Source organism: Haloglomus irregulare (assembly GCF_007421925.1).
Classification (GTDB): Archaea; Halobacteriota; Halobacteria; order Halobacteriales; family Haloarculaceae; genus Haloglomus; species Haloglomus irregulare.
In genome coordinates this window covers 385719-403225 of the sequence record NZ_QMDX01000001.1, presented here as the reverse complement: position 1 = coordinate 403225, position 17507 = coordinate 385719, and the positions used below count along the sequence as shown (strand labels likewise).

Sequence of the window (17507 nt, the reverse complement as noted above, 5' to 3'; positions counted from 1 at the left end):
CTCAGTCGACGAAGTCCGGCTCGGTCCGCTTCTCCTCGCGCTCCGCGACCAGATGTGCCCGGAACGCCTCCAGGCCGACCGGGTCGGACTCGCGCTCCTTCCGGTCGCGGACCGACACCGTGTCCTCTGCCTCCTCGTCGTCGCCGACAACCAGCATGTACGGCAGTCGGTCCTCGTGGGCGGCGCGGATCTTCCGACCGATGGTCTGGTCGCGGTCCTCGACGGTCACGCGGAAGCCCGCCTCCTCCAGGTCGTTCTTGACCCGATGCGCGTAGCCGAGGTTGTCGTCGGAGATGGGGAGCACCCGGACCTGCTCGGGGGCGAGCCAGAGCGGGAACTTCCCGTCGAAATGCTCGATGAGCACCATGAAGAACCGTTCGTAGGAGCCGTACAGCGCTCGGTGGATCATCACCGGCCGGTGCTCGTCGTTGTCCTCGCCGATGTAGCTCAGGTCGAACCGTTCGGGCATGTTGAAATCCAGCTGGACCGTCGGGCCGTCCCACTCCCGACCGAGCGCGTCCTCGAAGCCGAAGTCGATCTTCGGGCCGTAGAAGGCGCCGTCGCCGGGCTCGACGTCGTAGTCGAGGTCCGACGATTCGAGCACCGACTCCAGCTGTGACTCGGCACGCTCCCAGATCTCGTCGCTGCCGACGGATTTCTCGGGGCGCGTGGCGAGCGCCACGTTGTAGTCGAGATCGAACGTCCCCAGAACCTCGTTGATGGCGGTCATCACGTTGTCGACCTCCCGCTCGATGTCGCCCGGCCGGCAGAACAGGTGGCCGTCGTCGATGGTGAACGCCCAGACCCGCGAGAGCCCCGAGAGCTCGCCGCGCTGCTCCTTCCGGTACACCTTGCCGTCCTCGGCGTAGCGGACGGGGAGATCCCGGTAGGACCAGGAGCCCTGCTCGAAGATGGAGGCGTGCCCCGGGCAGTTCATCGGCTTGAGCCCGTACTCCTCGTCGTTGACGTCCAGCAGGAACATGTCGTCCCGGTAGTTCCCGTAGTGGCCGGACTTCTTCCACAGCTCCGTGCGGAACAGGTGCGGGGTCTCGACGTACTCGTAGCCGTACCGCTCGTTCAGCTCGCGGACGTAGTCGGAGAGCTCGTCCAGCACCGTCTTCCCGGCGGGGTGGTACAGCGGGAGCCCCGGCCCCGTCACGTCCGGGATGGAGAACAGGTCCAGCTCGTTGCCCAGTTTGCGGTGGTCGCGCTCCTTGGCCTGCTCGCGGCGCTCGAGGTACTCCTCCAGATCCGACTCGGAGGGGAACGCCGTCCCGTGGACCCGCGTGAGCGTCTCGTTGTCCTCGTCGCCGCGCCAGTAGGCCGCCGAGACGCTCAGTAGCTCGAACGCGCCGACCTCGCCCGTGCTGTCGACGTGGGGGCCCCGGCAGAGGTCCTGCCAGTCGTCCTGGACGTAGAAGGAGACCTCCTCCTCGCCGGCGGCCTCGGTCTCTAAGATCTCGCGCTTGTACTCGTTGTCCCCGTAGATCTCGAACGCCTCCTCGCGGGAGCGCTCGACGCGCTCGATGTCGTAGTCGGCCGCGACGATGTCGGCCATCTCCTCCTCGATGGCATCCAGGTCGTCCTCGTCGAGGTCGACGCCGGTGACGTCGTAGTAGAACCCCTCGTCGGTCGGCGGGCCGATGGTGAGCGTTGCCTCCGGATACCGCCGCTGGAGCGCCTGTGCGAAGACGTGCGCTGCCGAGTGGCGCAGCACCCGCAGGTACTCCTCGGAGTCCTCGGTGACGATCTCGAGTTCGCAGTCCGTCTCGAGCGGCGCGTGCCGGTCCATCAGCTCGCCGTCGACGACGCCGGCGACTGTGGCCGCCCCGAGCCCGGGTCCGATCTCGTACGCGACCTCTTCGACCGTGACCCCGTCCTCCAGGTCCAGGACGGACCCGTCGGGGAGCGTGACGGCTACCATACCGGAGGGAGTCGGGAGCGTCGGATAAAGGTTTAGAGACGGCGTGACGCCGTGCCACGGTGGCCCGCCCGGCCCCCGGGGTGCTCAGAACAGCTGCCGCTCGCCGCCCTCGGCCATCCGCGCCTCGGCGAACCGGTCCGCGGCCGCGAGCGGCGTGCTGCCCGTCTCGCGGGCCGTCCGGAACATCGTCGCCAGCCGGCCCCGGACCGCCCCGACCCGCTCCAGGGCGGCCGCCGGGTCCCCGCCCTCCAGCTCGACGACCCCGGAGACCAGCCCGCCCGCGTTGACCACGTAGTCCGGCGCGTAGAGGATCCCCCGCTCGGCCAGCGCGTCCGCGTGTCGGCGCCCCGCGAGCTGGTTGTTGGCCGACCCGCAGACCACGTCACAGCGCAACCGGGGTATCGTCTCGTCGTTCAGCACGCCCCCGAGCGCGCAGGGGGCGAACGCGTCGCAGGGCTCGTCGTAGACCGCGTCGGGCGCCACCGACTCGACGCCGAACTCGTCCCCGACGGCCGCCACCGCCGCCCCGTCCACGTCCGCGACCATCACCTCGGCGCCGGCGTCGACCAGCCGCGCGACCAGCGCCCGCCCGACCTTGCCGACACCCTGGACGGCGACCCGCCGCCCGGCCAGCGAGTCGTCACCGTCCGTCTCGGCGAAGCAGGCCCGGAGCCCGTGGACGACGCCGGCCGCGGTCACGTCGGTCCCATCGCCCCCGCCCGTCCCGCCGACGTGGTCGGTGACCGACTCGACGACGCGCAGGTCCGAGACGTCGACGTTGACGTCCTCGCCGGTGACGAAGCGGCCGCCGTAGGAATCCACCACGCGCCCGTACGCCCGGAGCAGGTCGTCGGTCTTCTCGGCGGGGTCGCCGATGATGACGGCCTTCCCGCCGCCCAGCGGCAGTTCGGCGGCGGCGGTCTTGTACGCCATCGCCCGCGAGAGCCGGAGCGCGTCGGTCAGCGCCCCGCCCTCGTCGTCGTACGCCAGCATCCGGGTGCCACCCACGGCGGGGCCCCGCCGCGAGTCGTGGACGGCGACGATGCAACGCAGCCCCGTCGGCTCGTCGCGGTAGTAGGCCACGTGCTCGTGGCCGCCCGCGTCCATCTCACGGAAGCTCATGGGCCCGGCTCAGGAGTGCCCGCGGCTTAACCCCACGGGGAGACGGCGTCGCGGCGCTCACAGGCCGACCGACGCGACGAGTTCGTGCTCGTCCCCCGCCGTGGACAGTCGGGTGACGGAGACGCCGTCGACGGTGAACGTCCGGCCGAACGTCGCGTCGTCGAGCGGGCACCCGACGACCTCGCCGGCACGCTCCGGGCCGAGCGGGAGCGCGAGCCCGACGCGCGGGAACCACCACGGCGGGCTTGTCGTAGTCCGTCGGCGCGTGCCCGAGGGGCGCGAGCGCGTCGACGGCGTCCCGGTGCAGGTCGGGCACGGCCGGCGTGTCGGCCAGCCCGTCCAGCCCGTACAGCGTCACGTGCGGATACGGGTTGACGTAGCGGTCGAGGCCGAACCGGTCGGCAAGCGTCGCCCGGACGGCCTCGATACGGCCGAACTGCGGCTCCGGGAGCGTGGGCCCGACGACGACTGCCATGGGGTCGGGACGGCGCCCGGGTCCACGACCCATCGGCCGCCCCGCAACCGCTTTGCCGCGACCGGCCGACCCTGCGGACGTGCGCGTCCTCGACATCCACGCCGACCACTGTGCGTTCGAGGCGGTCGCCGCGCCGCCCGCGGAGGACGCCCCGGAGCCCGAGGCCCCGACGCCCGACACCGAGGGGCGACCTCCGGCCCCCCGCGAGGGCGGCTTCGACGACTGCCTCGCGGTCCTCGTCGCCGTCGAGGGCACCGACGCCAGCGACCCCCAGACCGTCGCCCGGCGGACGGCCATCCATCTCGCCGACCGGGCCGCCGACCTGCGGCTCTCGCGGGCGCTCATCTACCCGTGTCCGGCCCTGAGCGAGCGCGCGGCCGACCACGCCACGACCGTCGAATGTACCCGCGCGCTGGCCGGGGCGCTCGCCGACGACCTGACCGTGGTGCGTGCCCCCGTCGGCTGGCATCACGCGCTCGCCCTGGAGACCGCCGGCCACCCGTTCGGGGCGACGGTGTCGCGGTTCGACGCGTCGCCCGCCCCGGGCGACGCCCGGGCGGCCCCGGACTGGACCGTGCTGACGGCCGACGGCGACCGACGCTCGCTCGACGCGGTCGCCCTCGACGACCCGACGCGGTCGACCTGTGACCGGCTGACGGCCGGCGAGGCGGCGGCCGAGTTCCCGGTGGCGACCGGTACGGGGCCGACGCCGCCAGCGGGCCCGTTCGCCGCGCGGGACGACCTCGGCGGTCGCCATCTCAGCCCGGACGGGCGGCTGGTGCACGACCTGGCAGTCGCGCACGCCCGGGCGCGACTCCGCGACCACGGCGCCACGCCGGTCGAGACGCCCGCGACGTTCGACCTCGGGGCGTCGGCCGTCGCCGACCTGCTGGGCGCGGTCGGGGAGCCCTGGCCCGGCGCCGACGCGGGCGTCGACGGGGCGTTGCGCGTCTCGACGCGGCTCGGGGTCTGTTCGCTCCTCCGCGACGCGACGCTCTCGCGGGCGGACTGCCCGGTCCGCCTCGCAGAGGCCGGCCCGCAGCGGACGGCCGACGGCGGCGCGACGGTCCCGACCGCCCACGCCGTCGCGGGCGACCGGGACGGCGCGTGGGCGGAACTCCGCGCGTTCGCCACGCTGACCCGCGACCTGCTGACGGACTGTGGCCACCCGGCGGTCCCGGTCTGCCGGGCCGGCGGCGACGCCGACCCGGCCCGCCTCGACGCGCTCGCGGCGGCACTGGACCGTCCGGTACTCCTCGCCCGACACGGCGGCGGCGAGGCGGTCGACCTGACCTTCCGCGACCCCGAGACCGACCGTGCGGCCGTCGCGCCACGGGTCCGGCTCGACCCCGAACTGGCCTCGCGTGCGGACCTCACGCTCGCCGACGGCGACGCGCCGCTGCTCGTCGAGTGTGCGCCCGTCGGCGCACCCGACGACGTCCGCCGGTCCCTTCCGGACCCGGCGCCCGCCTGGCTCGCGCCGACGCAGGTCCGGTTCCTCACCGTCGAACCCGGCCACCGCGACCGAGCCGCCGCCCTCGCCGGACGCCTCGCCGACGCCGGCCTCCGGGCCGACGTGGACGACCGCCCGTCCCCCGTCGGCGAGCGGTTCGACCGCGCGGCCGCCGACCGGGTCCCCCTCGTCGCGGTCGTGGGCGACCGGGAGGCCGAGGGGGGCGACCTGAAGCTCTACGACCGCCGGGCCGACACGGAGCGGACGCTGTCCCCGTCGGCGCTCGTCGACGCCCTGCACGAGCGCGTCGCGGGGTTCCCGGGGCGCGAGCCCTACGGACCACGGTTCGTGGGCGAGGGAGCACTGTCGGATGTATTCGGTGAACCGGACGCCGCGAATGGGAATCCGACAGGTTAGCTGGATACTGTCGGGGGGACGCGGCTGCGAGTGGAATCACCGGGATAGCGGGGGACTTACAGCTCCCCGCTGGGCGAGAGCGGACCGTCGAGCCGCTCCGCGGCCGCCTCGACCAGCTTGTAGCGCTGGACCTTCCGGGTGCCCGAGCGCGGGAGCTCGCCGACGAAGAAGACCCGCCGCGGATGGGCGTACGTCGGCACCCGTTCCAGCGCGAACTCCCGGACCGCCTGCTCGGTCACCGCCTCGGGGTCGGCCCCGCTCTCGCGGACGACGAACGCCACCGGCGCCTCGCCCTTCACCTCGTGGTCGGCGGCGACGACCGCGGCCTCGGCGACCTCCGGGTGGTCGAACAGCGCGTTCTCGACCTCGGCGGGGTAGACGTTCTCCCCGCCGACGATGATCATGTCGTCGGCCCGGTCGACCATCCAGAGGAAGCGGTCCTCGTCGACCCGCGCGATGTCGTCCGTGTAGAACCAGCCGGCCTCGTCGAAGACGGCCTCGTTCCTCTCGGGCAGGTCGTGGTAGCCCTGGCACACCTGCGGCCCTCGGACGGCCATCTCGCCGGTGTAGGACGCCTCGTCGTCGAAATCGACGTGGTCGGTGATGTCGACGGGCGCCTTCGGGTCGAGACACTCTGCCGGGACGCGGGTCTCGCCGGTGGTCGGGTCGACGAGCTTGATCTCCATGTCCGGGCTCGGCCGGCCGATGCAGCCGGCGCCCTTGATGACCCCGCGGACGGTGTTGGTGGTGCCCGCGGGCGTGGTCTCGGTCATCCCCCAGCCCTCGATGAGCTGGGCGCCGAACATCGCCTCGACGCGGTCGCGGGTGTCGTCGGCCAGCGGCGCCGCGCCCGACCCCACCGTCTCGACACTCGAGAGGTCGTACGCGTCCGGGTCCGACTCGTACGCCGCCAGCATCTCGATGAAGATGGCCGGGATGCCGGCGAACTCCGTCACGTCGTGCTCGTCGATGGCCCCCAGCAGCTGCGAGGCGACGGGCAGCGTCTTCAGCACGATGTCGGCGCCGTTGTACAGCCCGTTGATGAGCACGACGCTCAGCCCGTACATGTGGAACAGCGGGAGCACCAGCAGCGCCGTGTTCTCCTCCGGGTCGCCGGGGCCGGTCTTGGTGTAGGACCGTGCGGTCGTCAGGACGTTCTCGTGGGTCGTCAGCACCCCCTTCGGGTCGCCGGTGGTGCCGGAGGTGTAGCACTGCAGGCAGACGTCCTCGAACTCCCGTTCCGGGCGGTCGAACTCCGGGCTCGCCCCGTCGACGTGCTCGTCGTAGTCCAGCAGCCCGGCGTCCTCGTTGCCGCCGGGGATGAGCGTCGTCTCCACGTGCGCGGCGAGGTCCGAGACCACCGAGGGGAACACCTCCGACCCGACCAGCAGATCGACGTCGGCGTCCTCGAGGATGTACGCCAGCCGGGGCTTGTCCATCCGGTGGTTGAGCGGGACGGCGACGGCGCCCGCCCGGACGATACCGAAGAACGTCTCCGGGAACTGCAGCGAGTTGGCGATGTACATCGCCACGCGGTCGCCCGGCCCCACGCCCAGCTCGACCAGCGCCGACGCCACCCGGTCGGCCCGCCGGTCCAGGTCCGCGTACGAGTACTCCTGCCCCCGGTACTCCAGGGCGCGCTTCTCGCCGTACCGCTCGGCCCCCATCGCCGGGACGTCACCGACGTGCCGGAGCGGTGCCTGCCGGTAGTACTTCATGCGAGCGTGTGACGTGGTGCCGCCCGGTAAAACTCTGTTCCCTGTTGGCACGCCCGGGTTAATGACGGCCCCTCAGTCCCGCTCGTAGCCGACGGACTCGTCCAGCTCCACGCGGCTCCGGGCGAACCGGCCGGTCCCCCGGGCGATCTCGTCGCCGTCGTCGTCCTCGGCGATGGCGCTCGCCAGCAGCTGGTTCGGGTTCGCGTTGACGACGACCCCCTCCGCGCGGACCGTCCCCTCGCTCATCGGCCGTTCGAGGTGGACGTCGAACCCCGTCGTCAGGCAGAAGACGTCCTCGACGAGCGAGTTGACCGCAAAGAAGGCCGCGTCGTCGAGCGCCCTGAAGTAGTACGAGCCGTGCATCCCGCCGGCGGCGTGGTGAGTCGACTCGTCGACCTCGAACTCGACGGTCGCCTCGGCCGTGCCGATGGAGAGCGTCGGGTCCAGCCGGTCGTTGCACGGTGCCTCGTGGTACATCTCCTCCAGTGCGCGCAGATGGGCCTCGTCCGGCCCGGGGTCGTCGTCTGCCATCGCTTGGTCGCGGACGCCGACGGTGAAAACGGTGCCGGGACCGAGCGTGTCCGGGGTACTGGGCGTATCCGGCATCCGCCTCAGCTATATATCGTATACCCGAATCCGTGATAGAGGGGCGGACGTTGAGATAATATAGCCGGTATTGCGTTCGAACACCACCGTTTCATGTACAATACGGCAAGTACTGACGTATCCTCCGAGCGACCGGCAGCGACGTGGATGCCGCCGCAGCCCTCGCGCTCGGAGCCACGGTGCCTGCATCGCCCCGCCGGGTCGCGCGACCGGGGATTCCGAGGGGGGAGCTCCCGACGAGGTCGCCGCGGGACGTCGGGATCTGTCGATGAACTGCCTCGGCCGAGCCCCGGCGACAGTGTGACCTCGCTACACGGCCCCAAAGGGTCCCCGCAAGGACAACGATTTTGAACGGCTGCGACGGAAGAGACACATGCTGATTACCATCTCCGGCCCAGCCGGCAGTGGAAAGAGCACTGCCGCGGCCGGGCTCGCCGAGGCGCTCGGGTACGAGCACGTGAGCGGGGGTGACGTCTTTCGGGCGCTCGCCGACGACCGCGGCATGACGCCGCTGGAGCTCAACCGGGCGGCCGAGGAGGACGACACCATCGACCGCGACCTCGACCGGCGGCTCCGCGAGACCGCCCGGGAGCGCGAGGCGCTCGTCCTCGAGTCGCGGCTGGCGGGCTGGATGGCCGGCGAACACGCCGATTTCAGGATGTGGCTGAACGCGCCACTCGCGGTCCGAGCACAGCGGATCGCCGAGCGCGAGGACAAGTCCGTCGACCGGGCCCACGAGGAGACCCGCGCCCGGGCCGAGAGCGAGGCCGGCCGCTACCGGGAGTACTACGGCATCGACATCGCGGACCTCTCCATCTACGACCTCGTGCTGAACACGGCCCGGCTCGACCCCGACGGGGTCGTCGACGCGCTCCGCGTGGTCGTCGAGGCGTACTCGCCCGAGGGCGACGAGGGGAAGACGCCCGTCGAGGGCGTCCGGTACGAGTTCTGAGATGAGCGACGCCGACGCGCCGCTGCGACCGGCGCCCGAGGCCCGCTCGGTCCCCGAACTGCTCGCGTTCGGCGTCGTCAATCTGGACAAGCCGCCGGGCCCCTCCGCACACCAGGTCGCGGCGTGGGCACGCGACCTCGCGGCCGACGCGCTCGGGGCCGGCGGCGGAGCGGCTGACGACGCGCCGGCCACCGTCGACCGTGCGGCCCACGCGGGCACGCTCGACCCGAAGGTGACGGGCTGTCTGCCGCTGCTGCTCGGCGACGCGACGCGGCTGGCGCAGGCGCTCGACGACGCCGTCAAGAAGTACGTCGCGGTGCTGGAACTCCACCGCCCGGCGCCCGCCGACACCGACGCGACGGTCGCCGAGTTCGAGGGGCCGCTGTTGCAGAAGCCGCCCCGGAAGTCGGCCGTCAGCCGGCGGCTGCGGACCCGGACGGTCCACGAACTGGACCTGCTGGAGCGCGAGGACCGCCGGGCGCTCCTGCGAATCGAGTGCGAGGCCGGCACCTACGTGCGGAAGCTGTGTCACGACCTCGGGCTGGCACTCGGGACCGGCGGGAACATGGGCGCCCTCCGCCGGACGGGGACGGGCAGCTTCGACGACACGACGCTCCGGACGATGCATGACTACGTCGACGCGCTGGCCGTCTGGCGCGAGGACGGCCACGAGGGGCCGCTCCGGGCGGTCGTCCAGCCCGCCGAGCGCGTGCTCACCCACCTCCCGCGGGTGACCGTCGCTCCCAGCGCCGCCCGGGCGGTGGCGACCGGCGCACCCGTCTACGCCCCCGGCGTGCTGGGAGTCGAACCGCCCCGCGAGGGGATGGACGAGGGCGCCGACCCACAACCCGGCACGGGCGAGGACGCGCCCCTCGTCGCGGGGTACGTCCCCAGCGGCGCGGCGGTCTGTCTCGGGCGGCTGGTCGGCGACCCCGACGCCGAGCGCGGGACCGTCGTCGACCTCGAGCGCGTGCTCGTGTAGACGCTCCCGACCCGGGCGGCACGTGAGCCGACACCACCGACCCCCGTCGGTCACCGGACCGCCCGCTGGATGCGGTCGGCGAGGACCACGTAGGGGTCCACCCCGTCCCCCTTCTCCACGTAGTCGGTGACGTCATCCAGAATGGCCCGTTTCGCGACGTGTTCGCTTCCCTTCCCGGTAAAGAGGATGAACGGGAGGTCGGGATGCGAGTCACGCACCCGCTGGAGCAGTTCGACCCCGTCCATCGCGGGCATGCGAAAATCGCTCACGACACAGTCGAACGACCCCTCGTCGATCAGCTCCAGGGCATCGCCCGGCCGTCGGGTCGTCGTGATCGCGAGCCGGTCGGACTGGCGCCGAAGGAACACCTCCGACAGCTCCAGGACGTCCGGTTCGTCGTCGACCAGGAGCGTCTCGACCGGTCCGTCCGGGGACGTCTCGTTCCGATCGGGTGGCTGCATTCGCAACGGCGACTGGAGATACCGGCCGAACAGGTTGAACTGCCGGGGCGACGGGAGCCGGGCCGTCGTCATCGCGGGCCGACCGTCCCGGCGCCAGTAGAGCGAGATGGTCGGCCGGGAGTCGCCCGCTCCGGCCTGGCTCTTGAACTTCGTGAGGGCGTCCCGCGGAATCGTCAACACCGGGTCGGCGTCCCCGTCGGTGGCACGGAGTCGGGTCGCGCGCACCCGGAGCACGAGATCCGACCGTGAGAGCTTCTGGTTCCCCCCCTCGGTATGTCGAACCGTGAGCGGCGTCTCGTCGAGCAGAACCCGGAACAGCGCGTGCTGGAACCGGAACAGCGTCTCCGCCCGTCCCTCGACGGAGACGAACTGCTTGTGCCCCCTCCCCATGAACGCGACCGTGACCGTCTCGGTCGCGTCCGGATCGGCGAGGGGGGAGACGTCCTGTGCGATGTCGAAGACGCGGTCGAGCGGGATCCGCCGCGTCGCCGCGTCACCGGTCAGGACCAGCCGGTCGCGGTGAAGCGTGACCCGCGCCTGCCCCGCATCGTCGGCCTCCCCACCGAACGAGATGCTGGCGCCGAACTCCACGATGCTCGACTCGCTCACCGTTCGCGACGGTTGACGGGGCGCCGCTATCAGTATTTGGACGGATTCGGTCGCTCGAACCGGGCGGGCGATTAGGTTCGCCGGGCCCTCGCCGCGGACGGTGGCGCCGGCCACGATGGCGGTGAACCCGACGGGCGCGAGCGTGCATTCCCGCGCCGGTGCCGGCGTCGGCTCGGCGCCGCGGCGCTCCGGCACCCGATCCAGGACCGGAAGCACGACGGCACGGCCGTGGACGTGGACCACGGGAAGGGTCACGGCAGGGGACGGGCCCCCGCGAGATCCGCCGGCCCGGCGCTCAGGTCCTCGACCAGCGTCGCGATACGGTCACCGAGCGTCCCTAACGGCAGGCTCGGGACCGCGTGACCGGCCGACTCGCCGCGGCCCGTTACCGCGACGGGGCGACGAAACGACACCCTCTTTACCCGGAGCCGCGTTCGCCGACACGCAAGGGACCGTGGGGTAGTGGTATCCTATGCGGATGGGGTCCGTATGACCCGAGTTCAATTCTCGGCGGTCCCGCTCGACTCTTCGAACCGTCGGTACCTCGAGACGCGACCACGTCGTGTCCCGGCGGCCCCACTTCCGAACCGACACCGTGAGCGTGCGGTCCCGCGGTCCGCACGTGGTCCTCCGCTACGGTACTCCCCGAACGCGAGGCGACCTGACGGGGACGCCCCGCTTCGGGAAGGTACAAGTAGCCCGGAGCGCTCCGGACAGACGGAGTCCTGATCCAGTGCGCTACCAGGGCCTTACAGCCCGGGCCGCTCTGGCAGGTAGGGTAGCGTAACCCAGCTATCCGCCCACCACTCATACTGCGGTCCCCTGTCGTATCACCGGCCCAGCGCGTAGCGACGCCGCCCCGCCCGGACGAGTGGCGCGTCGGTGCCGGGCCGCGGCGGGTCGTTTCAGCCGTCGAACCCGGGGAGCATCGCGATGTCGCTCCACGCGGCGGCCTCGTGGCGCGCGCTCATCGCCTCGACGTACTCCTCGTCCTGCATGAAGGCGTACGCGTCGTCCTCGGACGGGAACTCGATGACGACGGTCCAGTTGCCCGCCCAGTCGCCCTCGAGCTCCTCGGCCGCCTCGCTGGCGACCAGCACCTCGCCGTCGTGGGCGGTGATGCGGTCGAACGTCGTCGGCATATACTCCGACCGGTAGGTGTCCCAGTCCTCGACCGCGATCTGTGCGACGATGTACACCGTTTCCCCCTCGTGTTCACTCATCAGTTCATCCGCGGGCGGCGGCGATAAAAAGCCGCCGTCGCCGCCGCGGCCCGACTCACCGGTCGGGCAGTCCGATTCCACGAACGTTTATGTAGCGACGGTAAGAACCGGTGGACGAGTGCGCTCTCAGAGCGCCGGTCCCCGCGCCCTACCCACCGACGCGGCCGCAGCGTGGGACCCGCGATGACATACGGTAGACAGGTGACAACATGACTCACGAGACACCCTCCGCGGGACGCTGGCGCCGGGCGGTGACCGCCCTGGTCGCCCTGCTGATGGTCACGAGCGTGGCCGTCGGCGCGGGCGCCGGCACCGTCGCGGCGGCGGACGACGCCCCGGCCCAGCGGTCCCTCCAGGAGGACGACGACAGTACCGGCAACGAAACGCTCGACCCCGCGGACGAGGTGTTCGTCAGGGAGAACGGTGACGTGATCCTCCTCTACGGCGACGAGAGCAACGCCAGCGAGGAGCTCTCGCAGGCGGAGTACGGTCTCGACGTCGGAGAGGGCATCTTCAACGCCCTCATCGTGACCACTCCCGAGGAGGCTCCCAACGCGACGGGGTCGGTCACCGCCAGGCTCGAACCGAGCGCGTTCAGCGCGGAGGGCGACCTGACGGCACCCCGGCCGACGGCGGTCGACGACCTGAGCCTGACCATCGACGGCGCCCGGACGCCGGAGAACAGCCGGTTCGACGCGAGCGGCCGGCTGGCGGTCAACACGCAGGAGGCCCCGTCGCTCCGGCTGATCGAAACCGCCGACACCTCGCTGCAGGCGACCGTCGCCCCGAACTCGTTCGACGCGTCCGGGGAGTTCTCCGCACAGACCAGCACCCAACTCGGGGAGCCCCAGGAGCAGTCGTTCACCCTGACCGAGGGGACGGGGACGTACACGCTGGAGGCGAGGCAGAACCAGACCATCCGGGAGTTCTCGCGTGAGCAGTGGAACACCAGCGATCGCGCCCGCCGGACCATCGAACAGCGCTACGCCAGTGTCGCCGAGGGGCTCGGCGGCAGCGCGACGGTGACGCTCGACTCCTACTCGTTCGCCAACACCAGCCAACGGGGCGTCTACCGGTTCGACGTCTCGTACACCATCGAGTACGAGGGCGTCGACGAGGGACTGGAACGCGTGGCTGCGTCCCAGCTCGCCAACTCCGAGGAGTTCAATCTGACGCGGGCCGAGGCCTCGGCCATCGCGACGAACGTGACCGCCCTCACGATCGAGCGCGCCAGCGTCGATTACCGGATGGGTCAGCAGTCGGTCGCGGGGAGCGCCGACATCCAGCTGGAGAACTACAACGACGCGTTCCTGAGCGGCCTCGACGCGCTGGCGGCCTACTCGCCCCCCGAGGGCGAGGTCGGCTTCGACTCCGAACAGCTGGAGAACGTCCGGGCCCGCATCGAGGCTCAGCGTGACGCCGAGTTGACGCGACGCTACTCGCTGAGCGCCACGCATACGCTCGAGTCCCAGTCACAGGCGGTCATCGAGCTCCAGGCACAGTCCCGGACCGAGAACTGGCAGGCCTACGTGGCGGAACTGGAGAGCCGCGACATCACCGTCGGCAGCCAGGAGTACTCGCTCTCCGCCGAGACCGACGGCGAGAACGTCGTCGCCAACGGCTCGCTCACGGTCGAGCGCGAGGGGCTGGTCAGCGATGCCGTCGACCAGTTCCTCAACACGACCGAGGCCGGCGCCGAGGAGGACGAGGAGGTCGCGCAGGCCCGGAGCTTCGTCCGCGCCTTCCGGGAGGCCGGCTTCGAGAAGGCCCGCACCGACATCACCGTGACCGAGGGGAACGTCACGGTCGAGGCGGGCGCGAAGTTCGATGACATGGCGGCGTTCCGCGACGTGCTCCAGCAGTCCGGTCGCCTCGACCTCAGCATCACGCGGGTCGTCGGCCAGCAGAACGAGACCGGCGCCCTGAATCAGTACGTCTACGCGCAGGGGGCCGTGAGCGCCAACGCCTCCGAGAGCGAGGTGCGGGAACTCTCCGTGGTCGACGAGGACACCACGGTCAACATGCCCGGGACCTACGACCGCTCGTTCCCGGAGATGGACACCGAGCGGGCGTACCGCTACCTCGAGCTCGAACCGCCGACGCCGACCCCGACGGCCGACGGCGGTGACGGCGGCGATGGCGGTGGCGGCGAAACCGACACCGGCGGACAGCCCGGCTTCGGCGCGGCGGCCGCGCTCGTCGCGCTCGTCGCCGCGGCACTGCTCGCCCACCGACGTCGCTGAACGGCTCGCGACCTCTTCTTTCGCCGCCCGCCGTCGAGCCGCGCGTCCGACACCCGCATGCGCCACGGCACCGCTCAACGGATATCGTCGGGACCCCGAGCCACGAGCGAACGTCGAGCACGGATGTGAGCTACGAGCGGGCGGAGTAGAGGACGGTCGAGGTGGGGAGGACGGCATACGACCGCTACGGGACCCGGGAGGACGCTACCGGGCGAATCAGGGCGTACGAGCGGGTCGGCGGGGCCGGCGCGCTGCTGGCGTCGTCGGTCGCGTTCGCCCGCGCGGACGTGCGATGCGGAGCGGGAGCCCCGGGGCAACGGGTCGCCCGGCTACGGCCTCAGTCGGTCCGTCGGACGCGGGGGTTGGTGACGGCGCCGTTCGCCGCGGAGCCGAAGGCGGCCCCGTACTTCGCGAGCACGCCGCCACCGTACGAGGGCTCGGGCTGCTCCCACTCGTCGAGCCGCGCCGCCAACTCCTCGTCGGAGAGGTCCACCTCGATTGTGCGGTCCGGGATGTCGATGGTGACGACGTCGCCGTCCTCCAATGCCGCGATGGGGCCGCCGACGAACGCCTCGGGGGCGACGTGGCCGATCATCGGGCCCCGGGTGCCGCCGGAGAACCGGCCGTCGGTCAGGAGCGCCACGTCGTCCTCGTGGCCGGCGCCGACGACGGCCGCGGTGACGCCGAGCATCTCGCGCATCCCCGGCCCGCCCTGTGGCCCCTCGTTCCGGATGACGATGACGTCACCCGACTCGATATGCCCCTCCTGAACGTAGCGCATCGCGTCCTCCTCGTCCTCGAAGATTCGGACGGGCCCCTCGTGGTGGAACTCGTCCTGTCCGGTCGCCTTCAGGACGGCGCCGTCGGGCGCCAGGTTGCCCGAGAGGATCTTGATGGCGCCCTCGGGGTACTTCGGCTCGTCGACGGTGTAGAGGAACTCCGCGTCGATCCCGCCCTCGGCCGGCAGGTCGAGTTCCTCGAGCTCCTCGGCGACGGTGCGGCCGGTGACGGTCATCGCGTCGCCGTGGAACAGCCCCGCGTCGAGCAGGCGTCGGATGACGACCGGGACGCCGCCGACCTCGTGGAGGTCGTTCATGACGTGAGCGCCGCCGGGCTGGAGGTCGGCGATCTTCGGGGTGCGACGGCTGATGCGGTCGAAGTCCTCGATGTCGAGCTCGACGTCGGCCTCGGCCGCCAGCGCGAGCAGGTGGAGGACGCCGTTGGTCGAGCCGCCGATGGCGGTCTGGAGCGCGATGGCGTTCTCGAACGACTTCCGCGTCAGGATGTCCGACGGGCGGCGGTCCTCCCGGATGCACTCCAGCACGAGGTCGCCGGCGCGCTCGGCGACCTCGTAACGCTCCGCGTCCTCGGCGGGCGCGGAGGCCGACCCGAGCGGGGCCAGCCCGAGCGCCTCGCTGATGGAGGCCATCGTGTTCGCGGTGTACATCCCGCCACAGGAGCCCGCACCCGGGCACGCGTGGCGCTCCAGGTCGTCCAGTTCCTCGGCGGACATCTCGCCCTCTGCGTATGCGCCGACCCCCTCGAACACCTGGACGATGGTCACGTCACGGCCCTCGTGCTCGCCGGGCATGATGGAGCCGCCATAGAGGAAGACGCTGGGCAGGTCCGTCCGGATGGCGGCCATCATCATTCCGGGGAGGTTCTTGTCGCAGCCAGCGACCGTGACGAGCGCGTCCATCCGTTCGCCGAAGGAGACGAGTTCGACCGAATCCGCGATGACCTCCCGGGAGATGAGCGAGGCCTTCATCCCCTCGGTCCCCATCGAGATGGCGTCCGAGATGGTGATGGTACCGAACTCGATGGGCATCCCGCCGGCGTCGTCGACGCCGTCGACGGCGCTCGCGGCCACGTCGTCGAGATGGACGTTACAGGGAGTGATGTCCGCGGCCGGGTTGGCGACGCCGACCATCGGCGACGCGAGGTCCTCATCGTCGAACCCCATCGCGCGGAACATCGAGCGATGCGGGGCCCGTTCGGGCCCCTCCGTCACCTCCCGGGAGCGGAGGTTCTCGGGCTTCTCGTCGTCGGGTCCGACCGCGTTGTCGTCCTCCCCGCCGCGTCGGGGGTGTTGCTTACTCATACCAGTCCCTTGTCGTGCACGGGTTTAACTTCCGCGAGAGGGCCGGCCGCCGTGGAGACGAAACGGGCTTGACGGCGGCAGCTCAAAGGTTGATGATGCGAGCTACGGTGGAGGCCGGCGCGCGACTGCACGTCGGCTTTGGCAACCTCTCGCTGGCCCACGAGCGCCTCTACGGTGGCGTCGGGCTGTCGCTGGCCGAACCGCGCGTCCGCCTCTCGGCCGTTCCGACCGAGGGGGTGCGCTGCACCACCGGCGAGGGCGTGGCCGAAGCCGCCACGGCGGTCGTCCGGGACCACGCGACGACCGCGTGTGACCTGCTCGGGGTGTCCGGGGCGGAGGTGCAGGTCGAGCGCGCGCTCCCGCGCCACGTCGGCCTCGGGAGCGGGACGGCGACGGCACTGACGGCGCTGACGGCGATCGCCCGTGCACACGGCCACGAGCCTCGCCCCCGCGAACGGGCCCCGGCGATGGGACGGGGCGGTCGCTCCGGCGTCGGCGTGGCGGTGTTCGAACGCGGCGGCTTCGTTCTCGACGCCGGCCACCCGACCGAGCGGTTCACCACCGAGCCGCCGGCACAGGGCGACTGGACGGTCCCGCCGGTGTCGGCGCGGCACCCGCTCCCGGCGGACTGGCGCGTCGTGCTGGTGCTACCGGACGCCGAATCCGGTCGGCACGGGAGCGCCGAGGACGAGAGTATGCGCGCCGTCGTGGAGTCGGCCGACCCGTCGGTGGCCGACGAACTGGCGGCGCTGACGGTACGGCGGCTCCTGCCCGCGGCCGCCGAGGGGCGGCTCCATGCCTTCGGCGACGCGGTCGCGGAGTTCGGGCGGCTCAACGGGGCCTGGTACGCCGACGAGCAGGGCGGAGTCTACCGCCCGCCCGCGGGCCGGGTCGTGGAGTCGCTCCGGACGTCGACGGCGGTTGCGGGCGTCGGCCAGTCCTCGTGGGGCCCGGCCGTCTACGCGCTGACGGATGCGACCCGGGCCGACGCGGCCCGGCAGGCCGCCACCGAGGCGCTCTCAGCCGCCGACGCGGAAGGCGAGGTGCTGGTCACGCGGCCCCGGAACACGGGCGCAGAGGTGACGACGGAGCGGTGAGAGGGCGAGCAGGCGATGCGACCGCACTCCGGGCCGTGCATCGCGCTGACGGAACCGGTCCGGCGGTGGCCCGCCGGCCCGGGTCGGGGGCCCGGAGCGACTCGTCAGGACACGGGGTGCCTGC

General features: G+C 71.8%; 12 protein-coding genes and 1 tRNA gene. 6 read left to right on the top strand and 7 right to left on the bottom strand.

The features are described 5' to 3' along the window. Position 1: 1 nt before the first annotated feature. Both thrS and DP107_RS02165 read right to left on the bottom strand, forming a co-directional pair. Positions 2 to 1924: a threonine--tRNA ligase gene (gene thrS, locus DP107_RS02170; protein ID WP_144260490.1), complete on the bottom strand. Its 1923-nt coding sequence runs from the start codon at positions 1922 to 1924 to the stop codon at positions 2 to 4. A gap of 84 nt (positions 1925 to 2008) precedes the next feature. After that, entirely contained in the window at positions 2009 to 3046 is a 1038-nt protein-coding gene (locus DP107_RS02165) for a Glu/Leu/Phe/Val dehydrogenase family protein (protein WP_144260489.1), read from the bottom strand. 554 nt (positions 3047 to 3600) lie between these two features. On the opposite strand from DP107_RS02165, the gene DP107_RS02160 reads away from it, so the two are divergent. Then, the gene (locus tag DP107_RS02160) at positions 3601 to 5391 is read left to right on the top strand and encodes a threonyl-tRNA synthetase editing domain-containing protein (protein WP_185977131.1); all 1791 of its coding nucleotides are present in this window, start codon (positions 3601 to 3603) and stop codon (positions 5389 to 5391) included. A 56-nt stretch (positions 5392 to 5447) separates the two neighbouring features. On the opposite strand, the gene DP107_RS02155 is transcribed toward DP107_RS02160, so the two are convergent. Both DP107_RS02155 and DP107_RS02150 read right to left on the bottom strand, forming a co-directional pair. Further along, positions 5448 to 7109: a class I adenylate-forming enzyme family protein gene (locus DP107_RS02155; RefSeq protein WP_144260487.1), complete on the bottom strand. Its 1662-nt coding sequence runs from the start codon at positions 7107 to 7109 to the stop codon at positions 5448 to 5450. A 72-nt stretch (positions 7110 to 7181) separates the two neighbouring features. Further along, entirely contained in the window at positions 7182 to 7640 is a 459-nt protein-coding gene (locus DP107_RS02150; protein ID WP_185977130.1) for a PaaI family thioesterase, read from the bottom strand. Between the two features lie 448 nt (positions 7641 to 8088). On the opposite strand from DP107_RS02150, the gene cmk reads away from it, so the two are divergent. Continuing rightward, entirely contained in the window at positions 8089 to 8667 is a 579-nt protein-coding gene (gene cmk, locus DP107_RS02145) for a (d)CMP kinase (protein ID WP_144260486.1), read from the top strand. 1 nt (position 8668) lies between these two features. Beyond that, positions 8669 to 9649: an RNA-guided pseudouridylation complex pseudouridine synthase subunit Cbf5 gene (locus tag DP107_RS02140; RefSeq protein WP_144260485.1), complete on the top strand. Its 981-nt coding sequence runs from the start codon at positions 8669 to 8671 to the stop codon at positions 9647 to 9649. Positions 9650 to 9699: 50 nt separating this feature from the next. On the opposite strand, the gene DP107_RS02135 is transcribed toward DP107_RS02140, so the two are convergent. Then, a complete protein-coding gene (locus DP107_RS02135) occupies positions 9700 to 10974 on the bottom strand; it encodes a response regulator (protein ID WP_144260484.1) in 1275 nt (424 codons plus the stop codon). A 193-nt stretch (positions 10975 to 11167) separates the two neighbouring features. Here DP107_RS02135 and DP107_RS02130 point away from each other — a divergent pair. After that, positions 11168 to 11238: transfer RNA gene (locus DP107_RS02130), tRNA-Pro, on the top strand. Between the two features lie 386 nt (positions 11239 to 11624). Here the strand turns inward: DP107_RS02130 and DP107_RS02125 are convergent. Further along, complete coding sequence (locus DP107_RS02125; RefSeq protein WP_144260483.1) at positions 11625 to 11942, bottom strand: DUF1330 domain-containing protein; 318 nt, start codon at positions 11940 to 11942, stop codon at positions 11625 to 11627. A 209-nt stretch (positions 11943 to 12151) separates the two neighbouring features. Here DP107_RS02125 and DP107_RS02120 point away from each other — a divergent pair, with 209 nt between their 5' ends. Next, a complete protein-coding gene (locus tag DP107_RS02120) occupies positions 12152 to 14185 on the top strand; it encodes a PGF-CTERM sorting domain-containing protein (RefSeq protein ID WP_144260482.1) in 2034 nt (677 codons plus the stop codon). 337 nt (positions 14186 to 14522) lie between these two features. Here the strand turns inward: DP107_RS02120 and ilvD are convergent, their stop codons facing one another. Further along, a complete protein-coding gene (gene ilvD / locus DP107_RS02115; RefSeq protein ID WP_144260481.1) occupies positions 14523 to 16286 on the bottom strand; it encodes a dihydroxy-acid dehydratase in 1764 nt (587 codons plus the stop codon). A gap of 92 nt (positions 16287 to 16378) precedes the next feature. Between ilvD and DP107_RS02110 the strand changes: the two genes are divergently transcribed. Continuing rightward, a complete protein-coding gene (locus tag DP107_RS02110) occupies positions 16379 to 17383 on the top strand; it encodes a beta-ribofuranosylaminobenzene 5'-phosphate synthase family protein (protein ID WP_144260480.1) in 1005 nt (334 codons plus the stop codon). Positions 17384 to 17507 lie beyond the last annotated feature (124 nt).

Excerpts from the sequence above, each read along its gene's own strand:
- cmk (WP_144260486.1), top strand. The coding sequence starts at position 8,089 with ATGCTGATTACCATCTCCGGCCCAGCCGGCAGTGGAAAGAGCACTGCC.
- thrS (WP_144260490.1), bottom strand. The coding sequence starts at position 1,924 with ATGGTAGCCGTCACGCTCCCCGACGGGTCCGTCCTGGACCTGGAGGAC.
- DP107_RS02120 (WP_144260482.1), top strand. The coding sequence starts at position 12,152 with ATGACTCACGAGACACCCTCCGCGGGACGCTGGCGCCGGGCGGTGACC.
- DP107_RS02125 (WP_144260483.1), bottom strand. The coding sequence starts at position 11,942 with ATGAGTGAACACGAGGGGGAAACGGTGTACATCGTCGCACAGATCGCG.
- DP107_RS02110 (WP_144260480.1), top strand. The coding sequence starts at position 16,379 with ATGATGCGAGCTACGGTGGAGGCCGGCGCGCGACTGCACGTCGGCTTT.
- ilvD (WP_144260481.1), bottom strand. The coding sequence starts at position 16,286 with ATGAGTAAGCAACACCCCCGACGCGGCGGGGAGGACGACAACGCGGTC.
- DP107_RS02140 (WP_144260485.1), top strand. The coding sequence starts at position 8,669 with ATGAGCGACGCCGACGCGCCGCTGCGACCGGCGCCCGAGGCCCGCTCG.
- DP107_RS02155 (WP_144260487.1), bottom strand. The coding sequence starts at position 7,109 with ATGAAGTACTACCGGCAGGCACCGCTCCGGCACGTCGGTGACGTCCCG.
- DP107_RS02150 (WP_185977130.1), bottom strand. The coding sequence starts at position 7,640 with ATGGCAGACGACGACCCCGGGCCGGACGAGGCCCATCTGCGCGCACTG.
- DP107_RS02165 (WP_144260489.1), bottom strand. The coding sequence starts at position 3,046 with ATGAGCTTCCGTGAGATGGACGCGGGCGGCCACGAGCACGTGGCCTAC.